The sequence below is a fragment of the Brevinematales bacterium genome, assembly GCA_026415355.1.
GTDB lineage: Bacteria > Spirochaetota > Brevinematia > DTOW01 > DTOW01 > SKYB106.
This window is the reverse complement of record JAOAHF010000013.1, coordinates 37,843-51,367: the sequence shown is the minus strand read 5'-3', so window position 1 is coordinate 51,367 and position 13,525 is coordinate 37,843. Positions and strand designations below refer to the sequence as shown.

Below are 13,525 nucleotides of genomic sequence, written 5' to 3'. Positions count from 1 at the left end.
ACTATGGAAAAAATACTTTTTGAATTCAACGAATTCTTATCAGACAAAATCAAAAACATCAATGATTACAATATATTCTACTTCTCAGACTTTGATGGTATGAAACTAGTTAAAAGAGGTAAGGTTAGAGATATATACGAAGTAGGTGATTACTTACTAATTGTGTCAACAGATAGAATATCAGCATTTGATGTTATCCTTCCAACACCAATCCCATACAAAGGAATGATACTGAACATGCTATCATATTTTTGGTTTAGAAAATTTGATAAAGTTATACCAAATCACGTTGTTAGTATCATACCAGAAGAATATCCATCTGTCTGTAAACCCTACGCTGAAATGTTAAAATACAGAAGCATGCTCGTAAAAAAGATGAAAGTTTATCAGATCGAATGTATAATAAGGGGATATCTTGCAGGTTCTGGATACGAAGAATATACAAAAACAGGTTCAATATGTGGCATTGAATTACCAAAAGGACTTAAAATATCTTCAAAATTACCAAAACCGATATTCACTCCATCAACTAAATCTGACATAGGTCACGATATAAATATAAATATCGAAGAAGCAAGAAAAATAGTTGGAGACATTATCGACGATATTCAATCAAAAAGTTTAGAAATCTTCAAAATCGCTTCAAATTATCTTGAAAGCAAAGGTATTATACTTTGCGACACAAAATTTGAATTTGGCTTCGATAACCAAAACAAAATTGTATTAGTTGATGAAGTACTAACGCCAGACTCATCAAGATTCTGGAATAAAGATACATACCAAGAAGGTAAACACCAAGAAAGCTATGATAAACAGTTTGTCAGAGACTACCTTAAGACACTTAACTGGAACAAAACTTATCCAGCACCTATACTTCCAAAAAACATTGTAGAGGAAACTTTGAAAAGATATTATGAAATATTTAGAAGAATAGTATTCTAAAAAACATCTCTATCAAGAATATTATACGTAAGCATTATACACCATTTAAACTACAATCAATAAAGTTGAAAAAGAATTTTACTGTAAATTATACTCTATTAACTTAGAGGTACTTTTATGTACAAGGTTGAAAAATCCGGAGACATAGTAATCGTATACCTAGAAGGAAGAATCGACGTTCAAGCCGCTTTAGAACTTGAAAAACAAATGAGTGAAATATTTAACACCAATATAAATAAAGTGATATTTGACTTTCAAAAGGTACAGCATTTATCTAGTAGCGGTATAAGAGTTTTGATATCTTCTCTTAGAAGGACAACAGCAAACAAAGGTGGAGTAAAACTGTCAAATGTTGATCAGCAGATAAGAAAGATCCTTAAGCTTGTTGAACTTGAAAACCTTTTCTCGTATTACGATTCCGTTGAAGATGCTATAAAAGCTTTTAAAGAGTAACTTATACATGGAAAGAATAAAAAAAATTAAAGCAGCCATATCTAATAAATTCTCAACAGTTCTAAAGTTTGACCTTTGGATTATATCCAAAATCATGAAAGTAAGAAACAAATACTTAACTTTTCTACTAAAAAATATTTCCAGGCTAAGTGATTGGTGGTTTCTCACTTTAATTGCTATACTGATAGGAATATTTTGGAATATTGAGATAGGAATATTTTTAAGTACCGCACTTATAATACAGGTAATCTTTCAAAAAATAATAAAAAATATAATAACTAGAAAAAGACCATATATAAAACATAGAACAACTGTAAAAAGACTCATAATACCACCTGATAGATATTCGTTTCCTTCAGGACATACAGCAGGAGCTTTTGTAACATTTTTTGTGGTAAACAACTTTTTCTTTGAAATATCTTTGTTTATACTTTCCATAGCAATACTAATAGGATTTTCAAGAATTTACTTAGGAGTACACTACTTAACAGATGTTTTATTTGGAATACTACTAGCATTCATATCATTTGAGATTAGTAAGTACTTATATACTTATATATTTAACTTGATTAAGTTGATAATCCCTTACCTACTTCATTCACAGTTCTTCCAAGCAGAGTATCGTTTGTCTGGATAACTCTTGAGTTTGCCTCGTAACTTCTTTCAGCTGAAATCATCCTTACCATCTCAACAACAGGATTGACATTTGCCATCTCTAGAAATCCTTGATGTACTTTAGGTCTCTTTTCCCCTTGCAATATCTCCATATCTCCTGAAAGCTCAGTAGTTGCGTAATAAGAATGTCCTTCCTTTTTGAGATATCTAGGAAATTGAACATTAACTAGCATTATTCTATCAACAATCTCTTGATCTTTAATATCACTTCTATCTGTAGCTACAAATTCGTCGAGTATAGCAGGATCGTGAGTAGGATCTATCAGAATATTACCTTGTTTGTCAACCTTAAAGTTGCCAATCTTAATTCTTATATAACCATTTTCACCCATAACTTTAAATCCTTCCTTCGTCACTAGATAATTATCATCACTTATTTTAAAAGTACCATTTCTAGTAAGTCTTAATCCTTCAGGTGTCTCAACAACAAAAAATCCATCACCTTCAATAGCAAGATCAAAAGGATTCTCCGTCTGTTTTAAAGATCCTTGCTCGAATATTGTTTGAATTTCATTAACTTCAACGCCAGTACCAAACTTACCAATTATTGGTGCTCTATCGTAAGACCCTAAAGGAAATGTCACAACTCCATTATCATTAACTCTCCTTGCCAACATTTCAGGAAACGCTTTAAACAAAGAAACTTCCTTTTTGTAGGAAGTAGTATTAGAATTTGCCAAATTATTCGCTATAGTATTCAAGTTCTCAAGCTGAGCTATCATTCCGGAAGCACTGGTATATATACCTCTTACCATAAAATCTCCTAAAAGAATTTTCGTAAAAAAAGATAAGATGTTAACAAAAAAACTAAAACGAACTAATAAACTTAGACGTCAACGCTTTTCAAGCACTGTACTTTACAACTCTTACAAAAGACAGATTACACATTACCAAAAAATATACCACCAAACTAACTTACTTTCTTACAACGAAGCATTTCGGAAACAATACAATATATAACCAAACCTTAGTCAAACTTTACCTTTAGTCTATAAGCTGTATAGAACACTGATTTCTAGTTAATTTTTCTCTCGCAGAAGCAGAAACTTTATTTACTTTTACTACTAATTTCTTGACTTTTAGTTCACCATTACCTAATATTTTTACAGGATTTTTACCTTTAACAAGCCCTTTCTGTTTAAGGGTTTCAATATTAACCTCATCTCCATCAGAAAATACGTTTAACTTCTCAACATTTACTATATCGTACTCAATTTTAAAAGTTGAATTAAAACCTCTTTTAGGAAGTCTTCTATGCAAAGGTGTTTGTCCTCCCTCAAAGTAAGGAGCAACCTTACCTCTACCTCTAACAGTTTGCCCTTTACCTCCCCTACCTGAGGTTTTACCTATACCAGAACCTATACCTATTCCCTTTCTTGTTGGTTTTTTAACATATTTAGGTCTTTTCAAAGTAGGCATACACAAAAACTCCTCCTTTAGTAATACTGGTATTTATACCCCGCCTTTTTACAAAGGTTATCCTTCCAGTAGGCGGCTTTGGATAACCTTTGTTAAGAATTTGAACTATTAGTTTTGAAAATACTAAACATCTTAGAAACTGTTATTCCTCTTCTTTTAGCAACCTCTTCTGGAGATTCTAGAGAGTTTAAAGCCATTACTGCAATCTTTGATACTAGGACAGGATTTGTAGACCCTATTATCTTAGTTATTACATCATGATAACCAGCAAGTTCTAGGATACTTCTCAAATTAGTTTCAGCAATAACACCCGTTCCAGGTGCAGCTGGTTTCATTACAAGTTTACAAGATTTGTATGATATCTCTACTTCGTGAGGAATTGTCCTCTGTTTCTTCTGAAACTTAACCTTAAACATGTTTTTCTTTGCTTTATTTATAGCTTTTCTCACAGCATCTATGAGCTCATTCGCTTTAGAGTAACCTATTCCAACCATAGACTCTCCATCACCAACAGCAACTAAAGCGTTAAAGTGCAACCTCTTACCACCTTCAACAACTTTAGCAACTCTTCTTACCATCAAAACTTTTTCTTTTAGCTCCTTACCTTCAGCCATACTAACCTCCTAAAACTTAATTCCACCTTCTCTCATAGCATCAGCAAAAGTCTTAACAACACCATGATACTTGTAGAAATTCCTATCAAAGACGATCTTATCGATTCCTTTCTCAAGCAATTTCTTAGCCATCAAATCTCCTAAAATCTTAGCATCTTCAACAGTATCTCCCAACTTTTTGTCAAACTCCCTCGAAATAGATGACACACTTACTATAGTTCTACCGTTTATATCATCTATTGCCTGCGCATAAATGTACTTATTTGATTTGTAAATTGACACCCTAGGCCTACTAGGAAGACCAAATATTGATTTTCTTACTCTTTTTTTTCTTCTTTCTCTTCTCTCATTTTTCACAGCAACTTTGTTAATCATAGTCCAACCTCCTACTTAGATTTCTTGCCTTCTTTAAGGACTATAACTTCATTTTCATACCTTATACCTTTACCTTTGTAAGGCTCTGGTTTTCTTATGGCTCTTATGTTAGCAGCAACTTGTCCAACAAGTTGCTTATCATATCCACTAACTGTTATTTTAACCTGATCTTCAACATTAAACTTTATACCTTGAGGTGGTACAAATTCAACAGGATGTGAGTAACCGACATTCAATATAAGCTTGTTTCCTTCCATTCTAGCTCTGTATCCTACACCAACTAGTTGCAACGTTTTTGAAAATCCTTTTGATACTCCTATTATCATGTTATTTATAAGTGCTCTTGTAGTTCCCCACATAGCTTTAGCAAATTTAGTCTCAGACTTTGGTGAAACCACAACATTATTATTCTCTATTTTCACGTCAATAACTGGATTCAATTTCATTTTAATCTCACCAAGCTTACCTTTAACAGATATAACATTATTTTCCAAAACAACATCAACATCACTAGGTATTGGAATTGGTTTTTTACCTATCCTAGACATATAAAGCCTCCTACCAAATTGAACATATCAACATACCACCAACTTTAAGGTTTTTAGCTTCAACACTAGTCATAACACCTCTAGGAGTCGAAACTATAGTAATACCAAGATTGTTTTTATACGGTTTCATATCTCTATATCCTAAATAAAGCCTCCTTGAAGGATTACTCAGTATTTTTATATCCTTTATAACTGGTTTACCATTATAGTACTTAAGCTCAACTTTATAAAAATATCTCTTTTCGCTATCTTCCACGAAGTCTCCTATATAACCATTCTCCTTCATCACTTTAAGAATATTAGCTAGAAATTTCGATTTCTTCACAAATACATATTGATGACCAACTCTATTAGCATTTTTTATCCTATTCAACGAGTCACTTATTGTGTTTGCTATAAGCCCCATAACATCCTCCTACCAAGATGCTTTTCTGATACCAGGTAAAAAACCTCTATGAGCAAATTCTCTAAAACACATCCTACAAAGTCCATAATCTCTTATATATCCTCTAACTCTACCACAAACTTTACATCTATTGTACTTTCTAACCTTAAATTTTGGTTCTCTTTGTTGTTTTACTATAAGTGATTTCTTAGCCATATAACCTCCTAATCCTTCTCTTTAAAAGGAAAACCTAAATATTTAAGAAGCTTGTATGCTTCAACATCAGTTTTTGCAGTGGTAACTATTGTTATATCCAACCCATGAATTTGTTTTATCATGTCATACTTAATAGATGGAAAGACAACTTGCTCCTTTATCGAGAAAGAAAAGTTTCCTCTACCATCAAACCCTTTGGTACTAACCCCATTAAAGTCTTTAGTTCTAGGCAAAGCAATATTTATAAGTACATCCAGAAAGTTATACATAAGTGTTTTTCTAAGAGTTACTTTAGCACCTATCGGCATTCCTTTTCTGATTTTGAAGTTAGAAATAGATTTCTTAGCATAAGTCTTAACTGCTTTTTGACCTGTCATCAGTGTAAGTTCATCCATTACAACATCAAGAGAATCAGGATCAGCAACAGCCTCACCCCAACCTACATTAATAACTATTTTCTCCAACTTCGGAACAGCCATGACTGATTTATACCCAAACTCATCAATAAGTTTCTTAACAACTTCTTTTTCGTACAGCTCTTTCGTTTTTGGAGTAAAAGACTTTATATTAACACCTTCTCCTACCTCAACCATAGATTTTTTCTTAGCCATACTCTACCCCCACTATACTTTGTCTACATAATCACCCGTTTTTTTGAATACTCTAACTTTTTTACCATTAACATACTTAATACCAATCCTATCACCCTTTCCCAGTTTTTTGTTGTATATCATAACATTTGATATATGTATAGATCCCTCCGTAGCAATTATACCACCTTTTGGATTATCTTTTGTTTTCCTCTGAGTTTTCTTTATGATATTAACACCCCTTACATAAACTCTATCACCATCAAAATCAATTATCTCTCCAACCTTACCCTTATCTTTTCCTGCTATTACTACAACTACATCACCCTTTTTCAATTTAGTCTTAACAGTTTTCTTTGGCATAATTATTCCCCCTAAACAACTTCAGGAGCAAGAGAAAGAATCTTAGTAAAATTCTTGTACCTAAGCTCTCTGGCAACAGGCCCAAAAACACGAGTACCTTTCGGCATTCCCATATTATCTATTATTACCGCAGCATTATCATCAAACCTCACATAAGAACCATCAGGCCTTCTTATTTCCTTCTTAACCCTAACAACAACTGCTTTAACGACATCACCCTTCTTAACCATTCCATTTGGAAGAGCTTTTTTTACACTCGCAACTATAACATCACCAACTGTAGCATACTTCTTGTTACCTGGCAAAACTTTTACACACATTATTTCTTTAGCACCTGTATTATCAGCAACATTAAGATAAGTAGTAAGTTGCACCATAACTACCTCCTAGACGTTAACATCCTCTGTTTTTTCAGCTTTCTCAATAATATCAACAAGGACCCACCTTTTTAACTTACTTAAAGGCCTTGTAAACCTTATTTTGACAACATCTCCAACTTTACTCTCATTTTTTTCGTCGTGAACATAATATTTTGTCCTCTTCTTAACAAACTTTCTATAAACAGGATGCATTCTATAATATTCATACACAACTACTCTTGTTTTATCCATCTTATCACTTACAACTTTACCTACTTTGTATATAACTCGTCCCATAAGTACCCCTAAAAAGGTAAGTAGAATTTTAATAAAACTAAGAATTACTTTCAAACTAAAACACAAAGTAAACCTCAAAAATTAACAGTAACCAAATCGATATCTTCCTACCCCTCTATTCCTAAACAATTTTTATTGCAAGATATTATTATACTTTTCACACTTATTAGCTTACTCTTTGCTAATCTTGTAACTGAACCTATACTTATAGATAATGAAAAAGTTAACTTGTACCGTTTTTACACTTTAATTAACTACGCTGTTACAAACTAATCATCACCCTCCACTTCCTTCAAAGTTCTATACAGACAGTTTGAAAAAATATAAACACATTGATTATCTTTATAATACTCCAAGGAGGACAGAAAATGATAAAAGCAATAATGCTTCTTATATTCTTCATTCCACTCATCGTTCAAGCACTAATATCCTACATTAGAACAAGAAATGTGCTATTCAAACATATCTGGACAGGTGTTGTAATTGGTATATTAGGCATAATATTTGTCTTAGTACTTGATGAAATCGTGAAGTTTATAGTTGATATTCTTTGGTTCTCTGAAGTAGGATACTTTAATGTATTCTGGGGTATAATACAATACAAAGTTGTAATATTCTTAGTAACATTTGGATTAGTCCTGGTAGGTTTCTTACTATTCGTATATATACCTATAAAAATATTCTTTCCAAGATTCCCAATAGGACTTATCAAAGTTATTGAATTTGAGCTAATGAAAGCAGTTCAGAAATTTTCAACGGTAATAGTTTGGCTTATTCTTATTGTTGTATCTGGATATTTCGGATACGTAGCAGCAACTAACGACTGGATGGATATAGCAAAATTTTTTAGTAAAGTATCAACACTAAACTACACAGACCCAATCTTTGGTATGCCAGCAGAATTCTACATGTTTTCACTTCCTTTTATAAACGCTGTCTTCAACAATATACAGTGGTTTCTATTCCTAGTATCAGTTTTTATGCTTTTTATACTCTACATTTACTTGAGGTTTCAGGAAGGATTTCAAGGAACAAGTTTCATTTTTACTCTACTATCTGGCAGAATGCCTAATAAACTAGCAAGAAACATTTTTACTTACTCTATACTCGTCCTAATAATATGGTTTTTAGTTTTAGGTATAAGAATATCGTTCATAACACCTTATCATCTTCTATTTGTAGACAATGGACTTTTTAGTGGTCCTGGATACAAAGAAATATATGCTGTCTTGCCTGTTATAAGAATAATAGGTTATATATTTATTGTCGTTTCAGTTATATCAATATTATTCCTTTTCAGTAACCAAATTAGAAAAATATTAATAGTATCAAGTGCATCTATAATACTGGCTATAGGCATGTACTCAATATATCCTTCGGTGATAGAAGTGTTCATAGTAAAACCTTCAGAACTAGACAAACAAAAGGAATTCATAAAAAACAATATAAATTCTACACTTGTAGCTTATGGCTTAGATAAAGTAAATGAAGTTTTTTTTGATAACAAACCACTAACACCAGATGTACTATCAAGAAATAGCGATATCATCCAAAATCTCCGTCTATGGGATTGGAAACCATTAGGAGATGCGTATAAACAAATACAAACAATAAGGTTCTACTACAAGTTCAATGACATAGATGTTGACAGATATTACCTAGGTAACTCTCTTAGACAGGTTATGATATCAGCAAGAGAGCTAGATATTGAGTCGTTACCAGAAAATTCAAAAAGTTGGATAAATGTTCATTTTAGATATACCCATGGTATAGGTGTCGTTGTAAGTCCTGTCAACGAAATACTACCTAACGGTATGCCTAAACTTTTTGTCAAAGATATACCCCCCATATCATCATACCCTGAAATAGCTGTCGAAGAACCAAGAATATACTTTGGAGAATTAACCGATCATTATGTTTTTGTAAATGCTGGAATAGACGAATTTGATTACCCTTCATCTGCTGGAGAAACTGATGAAAATGTATACACAAGATATAAAGGAACTGCGGGTATAAAAATTGATAACTTCTGGAAAAAAATACTATTTGCTCTCTACTTAAATGAAGACATAAAAATCTTGTTTTCTGAGTACATAAACAATGAGACTAGAATATTAATAAACAGAAATGTCTTAGAAAGAGTTGACAAGATTATACCTTTCATAGTTTATGAAAATGACCCATACATAGTCGTATCAAAAGGAAAGTTATACTGGATAATAGATGGATACACAGTTTCAGACATGTTTCCATACTCAAAATATACTGGAAACATCAACTATATAAGGAATGCAATTAAAGTAGTTGTTGATGCATATAATGGTAACGTTGAATACTATACAGTTGATCCAACCGAACCTGTAATAAATGTATTCAAGAATATGTTTAATATACAATTCAAGGAACTACACCAAATGGATGAAGATCTAAGAAAACACATCAGATACCCTGAAAGATTACTAAAGATACAAAGCAAGATTTATAGAATATATCACATGAAGGATCCAGAGATATTCTTTAATCAAGAGGACGTCTGGAACTTAGCCAAAGAAGTCAAGTTTGGCAATAACATAGAAGTAGACCCCTACTACATAGTAACAAGACTACCAAACGAAAAAGAGCTTAAGTTTTTACTAGTCATACCTTTTACTCCTAAAGATAAAGACAACTTAGTAGCTTGGATGGCTGTAGAATCAGATTATGCAAACTACGGTAGAATAGTAGTATTTAGGATGCCAAAAGATAGACTAGTGTTTGGCCCATTACAGATTGAAGCTAGAATAAGCCAAGATCCTGAGATTTCAGCTCAAATTACTCTATGGAACCAACAAGGATCACAAGTACTTAGAGGTAACATGATGATACTGCCAATCGAGAGCTCGTTACTATATTACGAACCAATATATCTTCAAGCAGAAGAAGCCAAAATACCAGAATTTAGACGAGTTGCTATGTCTGAGGGTGAAAGAATAGTTTGGGATGAAACTATCTCAAAAGCAATATCAAAACTATTCTCAGGACAGAAAATTGATATAAATTCAATAGAAAAAGCAGCATCACAAATACAAGAAAAAACAGGAGTATCTAGAATAGTGATATTAAGAGCATTGCAATACCTCGACGAATATAAACGATTAACTGGAAATGGAGACTTTGTAGGAGCAGCAAGAAAATTAAAGGAACTAGAAGAATTTTTAAAAGAGAACTCAAAGTAAAAACTCATAGAGTATGAGAAAAATTTTAGTAGTTGACGACGAAATAAATATAACAAAAACTATAAAAGATGTATTAGAGGACTATGGATTTAGTGTAATAACACTTAATGATGAACTCAAAGTCATAAATATACTGAATACCGAAGATGTAGATACCATAATACTAGACCTATTGATGCCAAACAAAAGTGGTATCGATATACTCAAAGAGATTGTAAAACAGTTTCCAATGATACCAGTCATTATAATTTCAGGACACGGTACTATATCAGCAACTGTTGAATGTATGAAATTAGGTGCGTTTGATTTTGTTGAAAAACCATTATCAATTGAAAAACTGATAAGCACAGTAAAAAATGCTATCAGATTCAGAGAACTAGAACTTGAAAAAAGCTCTATCTGGAAAAATTACAAATTAATAGGAAACTCTGACACTATTAAGAATATACTTGAAACTATCGAGAAAATAAGAGATAATTCATCAACAGTTTTAATAACAGGTGAAAATGGTGTAGGTAAAGAAATAGTAGCAAGACTTATACATTACAAAAGTCCAAGAAAAAACGAACAATTCATAGCAATAAACTGCGCCGCTATACCTGACACTCTGCTAGAAAGTGAGCTATTTGGATACGAAAAAGGGGCATTCACAGGTGCAGTATCTTCAAGAAAAGGTAAAATAGAAATGGCAGATAAAGGAACTCTATTCCTTGACGAAATTGGTGATCTTCCACTTCATTTACAACCTAAACTATTAAGAGTATTACAGGAAAGAGTAATACAAAGGCTAGGAAGCAATAAAGATATATCCGTAGATATAAGGCTAATATGTTCTACTAATAAGGATTTGAAAGCAATGGTAACAAATGGCCAATTTAGAGAAGATTTATTTTACAGAATAAATGTAATTCCCATATACATCCCCCCCCTTAGAGAAAGAAAAGAAGATATACTACCAATAGCCAGTTACTACTTAAACGAGTTTTCAAAAACATACAAAAGAAAAGTTTTAAATTTTGATGAAAGCGTTATAAAAATATTAACAAACTACAATTGGCCAGGGAATGTAAGAGAGCTAAGAAATATAGTAGAAAGGCTTGTAATCGTTTCAAATAACGATTCTATAACATATGATGATGTAAAAAAATATACTCCTGAACTTCTGAATGAAAAGGAATTATTTGATTTTGATCTTTCATTACCTTACAAAGAAGCTAAAGAAATGTTTGAAAAGATTTACTTTACAAAAATGCTAGAAAAGTCGAACAATAACATATCCAAACTATCTGAATTAACACAACTTGACAGAACTTATCTATACAGAAAGCTTGAAGCCTTAGGTATAAGGATAAACCAAAAAAACGATTAATTATTTTCTACTAATCTTAGCTTGAAAGTCTATATAATATCGGTGGATAATATTCTTGCAAGTTTAGGAGGATTCTATGTCTGAGAAGATAAAAGACATAGTAATAGTAGTAATCGCTATGTTATTGATTGTGAACATTATAATTGGAATTGTCTTAATCTCACTTGAATCTAGAAAAAGCAATGTTTTAACAGTCGGTGTTTCCGCGATAGTTGGAAATGTAGGATTAGTCGAAGTAAAGGGAGCAATAATAACAGATGAAGAAGAACTTACACAAGACTTTGTAAGTGCACAAAGAATATCTGAAGACATAAAAAAACTAGCAGATGCTCCAAATATAAAAGCCATAAGAATTGATATAACAAGTCCAGGTGGTACTGTAAGTGGAGCAGAAACTATAGTATCTGCTCTAGATTATGCAAAAAGTAAAGGTAAAAAAATAGTAGTCTATATGAAAGAACTAGCTGCTTCGGGTGGATACTATATTTCAGTACCCGCTGATTTCATAATAGCATCCAGAGGTACCATAACTGGAAGTATAGGAGTCATCTCACAGTCTCTTAACATCAAAGGTTTACTCGACAAAATAGGGGTAAAACCATATACATTCAAAAGCGGCCAATATAAAGATATATTATCTCCGTATAGAGATATATCAGAAGATGAGAAAAAAATTATACAACGAATTATCGATGTTTACTACAACAGATTCATTGAAGTAATCCTTAAATACAGGGGTGATAAACTTAAAAAACAAGAACTTCTAAAGGTAGCAGATGGAAGAATAATAATAGAAGAGGATGCCTTAAATTATAAACTTATAGACGCCGTAGGCGATGAAAACACTGTTGAAGAAAAATTAAAAGAATTAACAGGAGAAACTACCATAAACTATGTCAAAATGCCTAAAAGAAGAAATCTATTAAGAGATTTAATAATGTCAAGCTTGTATAAATTAAACATCATAAATTATGAATATCCTAGAATAATGTACATTATACATTAGGAGGATAAAATGATTAAAAATACGCTATACAACATAATTGAATACTTTACAAATCCTCAGGAAACAATTAATAACATTTCTGAAGATAGAGTCGAGATAGAAAAACTCGGAGTAATAGGTATAGTATTTTCCTTTTTTGCTCTGGTATTCCAGTCGTCAAACAGAATTGATACCAGCATTCTAGCAGGAACTATATTCATATTACTTGCACTTATATATACAGTGTTTATAATAGGTTTTTCACTATCTATAGGCAAGAAACCATTAATTGATACACCAAAGGTCTTTTGGTTTCTGTTTTCAGTTGGTATAATTGATTTAGCTATCATAATAATCTTCCCTCTATCATTCATCGCAAATTGGATATTAGGAATTGTAGCATTAGGAGTCTTTATCTTCAAATTGTATTATCTCATAGTAGGGATATCAAGAATATTTCAAATAGCAAAATCAACAGCAATACTAATATTACTAAGCCCATATATCATAATAGCAGTTATATTGATACTTATACTAGTATCAAGCTACATAACAATATCAGGAGCAATTCAAGACGTAGTATCAATGTAGACCACAGCTTCAATAACTCATAAATATATCCTAACTAAATTTACATTACTCTTTCTTGTAATACAAAGAAAACCCCTATTACCTTCTAGTATTATTAACATCCGAAATTTACTAAAAAGTTATGACTCC

General features: G+C 32.0%; 18 protein-coding genes. 7 read left to right on the top strand and 11 right to left on the bottom strand.

The window, feature by feature from the left end; all coding sequences use genetic code 11:
• The first annotated feature begins 3 nt into the window (after positions 1–3).
• The 3 genes from N2712_06120 to N2712_06110 all read left to right on the top strand — a co-directional run bounded on the left by N2712_06120 (position 4) and on the right by N2712_06110 (position 2,032).
• Positions 4–942, top strand: a complete 939-nt coding sequence (locus tag N2712_06120) for a phosphoribosylaminoimidazolesuccinocarboxamide synthase (GenBank protein ID MCX8029554.1) — start codon at positions 4–6, stop codon at positions 940–942.
• A gap of 117 nt (positions 943–1,059) precedes the next feature.
• On the top strand, positions 1,060–1,395 hold the full coding sequence (locus tag N2712_06115) for an STAS domain-containing protein (GenBank protein MCX8029553.1): 336 nt from the start codon (positions 1,060–1,062) through the stop codon (positions 1,393–1,395).
• A 7-nt stretch (positions 1,396–1,402) separates the two neighbouring features.
• Positions 1,403–2,032, top strand: coding sequence for a phosphatase PAP2 family protein (locus N2712_06110; GenBank protein MCX8029552.1), 630 nt, complete (start codon positions 1,403–1,405; stop codon positions 2,030–2,032).
• On the opposite strand, the gene flgF is transcribed toward N2712_06110, so the two are convergent.
• The 11 genes from flgF to rpsQ all read right to left on the bottom strand — a co-directional run bounded on the left by flgF (position 1,965) and on the right by rpsQ (position 7,236).
• A complete protein-coding gene (flgF, locus tag N2712_06105) occupies positions 1,965–2,825 on the bottom strand; it encodes a flagellar basal-body rod protein FlgF (protein ID MCX8029551.1) in 861 nt (286 codons plus the stop codon). The genes N2712_06110 and flgF overlap by 68 nt on opposite strands.
• Before the next feature lie 229 nt (positions 2,826–3,054).
• On the bottom strand, positions 3,055–3,489 hold the full coding sequence (gene rplO / locus N2712_06100) for a 50S ribosomal protein L15 (GenBank protein ID MCX8029550.1): 435 nt from the start codon (positions 3,487–3,489) through the stop codon (positions 3,055–3,057).
• Positions 3,490–3,581: 92 nt separating this feature from the next.
• Positions 3,582–4,103 (bottom strand): 30S ribosomal protein S5, encoded by a 522-nt coding sequence (gene rpsE, locus N2712_06095; GenBank protein ID MCX8029549.1) that lies wholly within the window; start codon positions 4,101–4,103, stop codon positions 3,582–3,584.
• A 9-nt stretch (positions 4,104–4,112) separates the two neighbouring features.
• Positions 4,113–4,478, bottom strand: coding sequence for a 50S ribosomal protein L18 (gene rplR, locus N2712_06090; GenBank protein MCX8029548.1), 366 nt, complete (start codon positions 4,476–4,478; stop codon positions 4,113–4,115).
• A gap of 11 nt (positions 4,479–4,489) precedes the next feature.
• Positions 4,490–5,026: a 50S ribosomal protein L6 gene (gene rplF, locus N2712_06085; protein MCX8029547.1), complete on the bottom strand. Its 537-nt coding sequence runs from the start codon at positions 5,024–5,026 to the stop codon at positions 4,490–4,492.
• 10 nt (positions 5,027–5,036) lie between these two features.
• Positions 5,037–5,432: a 30S ribosomal protein S8 gene (gene rpsH / locus N2712_06080; GenBank protein MCX8029546.1), complete on the bottom strand. Its 396-nt coding sequence runs from the start codon at positions 5,430–5,432 to the stop codon at positions 5,037–5,039.
• A gap of 9 nt (positions 5,433–5,441) precedes the next feature.
• Positions 5,442–5,627 carry a type Z 30S ribosomal protein S14 gene (locus N2712_06075; protein MCX8029545.1) on the bottom strand — a complete coding sequence of 62 codons (186 nt, stop codon included), beginning with the start codon at positions 5,625–5,627 and terminating at the stop codon, positions 5,442–5,444.
• Between the two features lie 8 nt (positions 5,628–5,635).
• A complete protein-coding gene (gene rplE, locus N2712_06070) occupies positions 5,636–6,220 on the bottom strand; it encodes a 50S ribosomal protein L5 (protein ID MCX8029544.1) in 585 nt (194 codons plus the stop codon).
• Between the two features lie 30 nt (positions 6,221–6,250).
• Positions 6,251–6,580 (bottom strand): 50S ribosomal protein L24, encoded by a 330-nt coding sequence (gene rplX, locus N2712_06065; protein ID MCX8029543.1) that lies wholly within the window; start codon positions 6,578–6,580, stop codon positions 6,251–6,253.
• An 11-nt stretch (positions 6,581–6,591) separates the two neighbouring features.
• Complete coding sequence (gene rplN, locus N2712_06060) at positions 6,592–6,957, bottom strand: 50S ribosomal protein L14 (protein MCX8029542.1); 366 nt, start codon at positions 6,955–6,957, stop codon at positions 6,592–6,594.
• 9 nt (positions 6,958–6,966) lie between these two features.
• Positions 6,967–7,236, bottom strand: coding sequence for a 30S ribosomal protein S17 (rpsQ, locus tag N2712_06055; protein ID MCX8029541.1), 270 nt, complete (start codon positions 7,234–7,236; stop codon positions 6,967–6,969).
• Positions 7,237–7,604: 368 nt separating this feature from the next.
• Between rpsQ and N2712_06050 the strand changes: the two genes are divergently transcribed.
• From N2712_06050 to N2712_06035, 4 genes are all read left to right on the top strand, one after another.
• A complete protein-coding gene (locus N2712_06050; GenBank protein ID MCX8029540.1) occupies positions 7,605–10,451 on the top strand; it encodes a UPF0182 family protein in 2,847 nt (948 codons plus the stop codon).
• A gap of 13 nt (positions 10,452–10,464) precedes the next feature.
• Entirely contained in the window at positions 10,465–11,820 is a 1,356-nt protein-coding gene (locus N2712_06045) for a sigma-54 dependent transcriptional regulator (GenBank protein ID MCX8029539.1), read from the top strand.
• Positions 11,821–11,896: 76 nt separating this feature from the next.
• Positions 11,897–12,826 (top strand): signal peptide peptidase SppA, encoded by a 930-nt coding sequence (gene sppA / locus N2712_06040; protein MCX8029538.1) that lies wholly within the window; start codon positions 11,897–11,899, stop codon positions 12,824–12,826.
• A 9-nt stretch (positions 12,827–12,835) separates the two neighbouring features.
• Positions 12,836–13,396: a hypothetical protein gene (locus N2712_06035; protein MCX8029537.1), complete on the top strand. Its 561-nt coding sequence runs from the start codon at positions 12,836–12,838 to the stop codon at positions 13,394–13,396.
• Positions 13,397–13,525: the final 129 nt, after the last annotated feature.

Coding starts and splice junctions, on each gene's coding strand:
- sppA (MCX8029538.1), top strand. CDS start 11,897: ATGTCTGAGAAGATAAAAGACATAGTAATAGTAGTAATCGCTATGTTA.
- rplX (MCX8029543.1), bottom strand. CDS start 6,580: ATGCCAAAGAAAACTGTTAAGACTAAATTGAAAAAGGGTGATGTAGTT.
- N2712_06045 (MCX8029539.1), top strand. CDS start 10,465: ATGAGAAAAATTTTAGTAGTTGACGACGAAATAAATATAACAAAAACT.
- N2712_06120 (MCX8029554.1), top strand. CDS start 4: ATGGAAAAAATACTTTTTGAATTCAACGAATTCTTATCAGACAAAATC.
- rplR (MCX8029548.1), bottom strand. CDS start 4,478: ATGATTAACAAAGTTGCTGTGAAAAATGAGAGAAGAGAAAGAAGAAAA.
- N2712_06035 (MCX8029537.1), top strand. CDS start 12,836: ATGATTAAAAATACGCTATACAACATAATTGAATACTTTACAAATCCT.
- rplE (MCX8029544.1), bottom strand. CDS start 6,220: ATGGTTGAGGTAGGAGAAGGTGTTAATATAAAGTCTTTTACTCCAAAA.
- rpsQ (MCX8029541.1), bottom strand. CDS start 7,236: ATGGGACGAGTTATATACAAAGTAGGTAAAGTTGTAAGTGATAAGATG.
- N2712_06075 (MCX8029545.1), bottom strand. CDS start 5,627: ATGGCTAAGAAATCACTTATAGTAAAACAACAAAGAGAACCAAAATTT.
- rplN (MCX8029542.1), bottom strand. CDS start 6,957: ATGGTGCAACTTACTACTTATCTTAATGTTGCTGATAATACAGGTGCT.
- N2712_06115 (MCX8029553.1), top strand. CDS start 1,060: ATGTACAAGGTTGAAAAATCCGGAGACATAGTAATCGTATACCTAGAA.
- rplO (MCX8029550.1), bottom strand. CDS start 3,489: ATGCCTACTTTGAAAAGACCTAAATATGTTAAAAAACCAACAAGAAAG.
- rpsE (MCX8029549.1), bottom strand. CDS start 4,103: ATGGCTGAAGGTAAGGAGCTAAAAGAAAAAGTTTTGATGGTAAGAAGA.
- N2712_06110 (MCX8029552.1), top strand. CDS start 1,403: ATGGAAAGAATAAAAAAAATTAAAGCAGCCATATCTAATAAATTCTCA.
- flgF (MCX8029551.1), bottom strand. CDS start 2,825: ATGGTAAGAGGTATATATACCAGTGCTTCCGGAATGATAGCTCAGCTT.
- rplF (MCX8029547.1), bottom strand. CDS start 5,026: ATGTCTAGGATAGGTAAAAAACCAATTCCAATACCTAGTGATGTTGAT.
- N2712_06050 (MCX8029540.1), top strand. CDS start 7,605: ATGATAAAAGCAATAATGCTTCTTATATTCTTCATTCCACTCATCGTT.
- rpsH (MCX8029546.1), bottom strand. CDS start 5,432: ATGGGGCTTATAGCAAACACAATAAGTGACTCGTTGAATAGGATAAAA.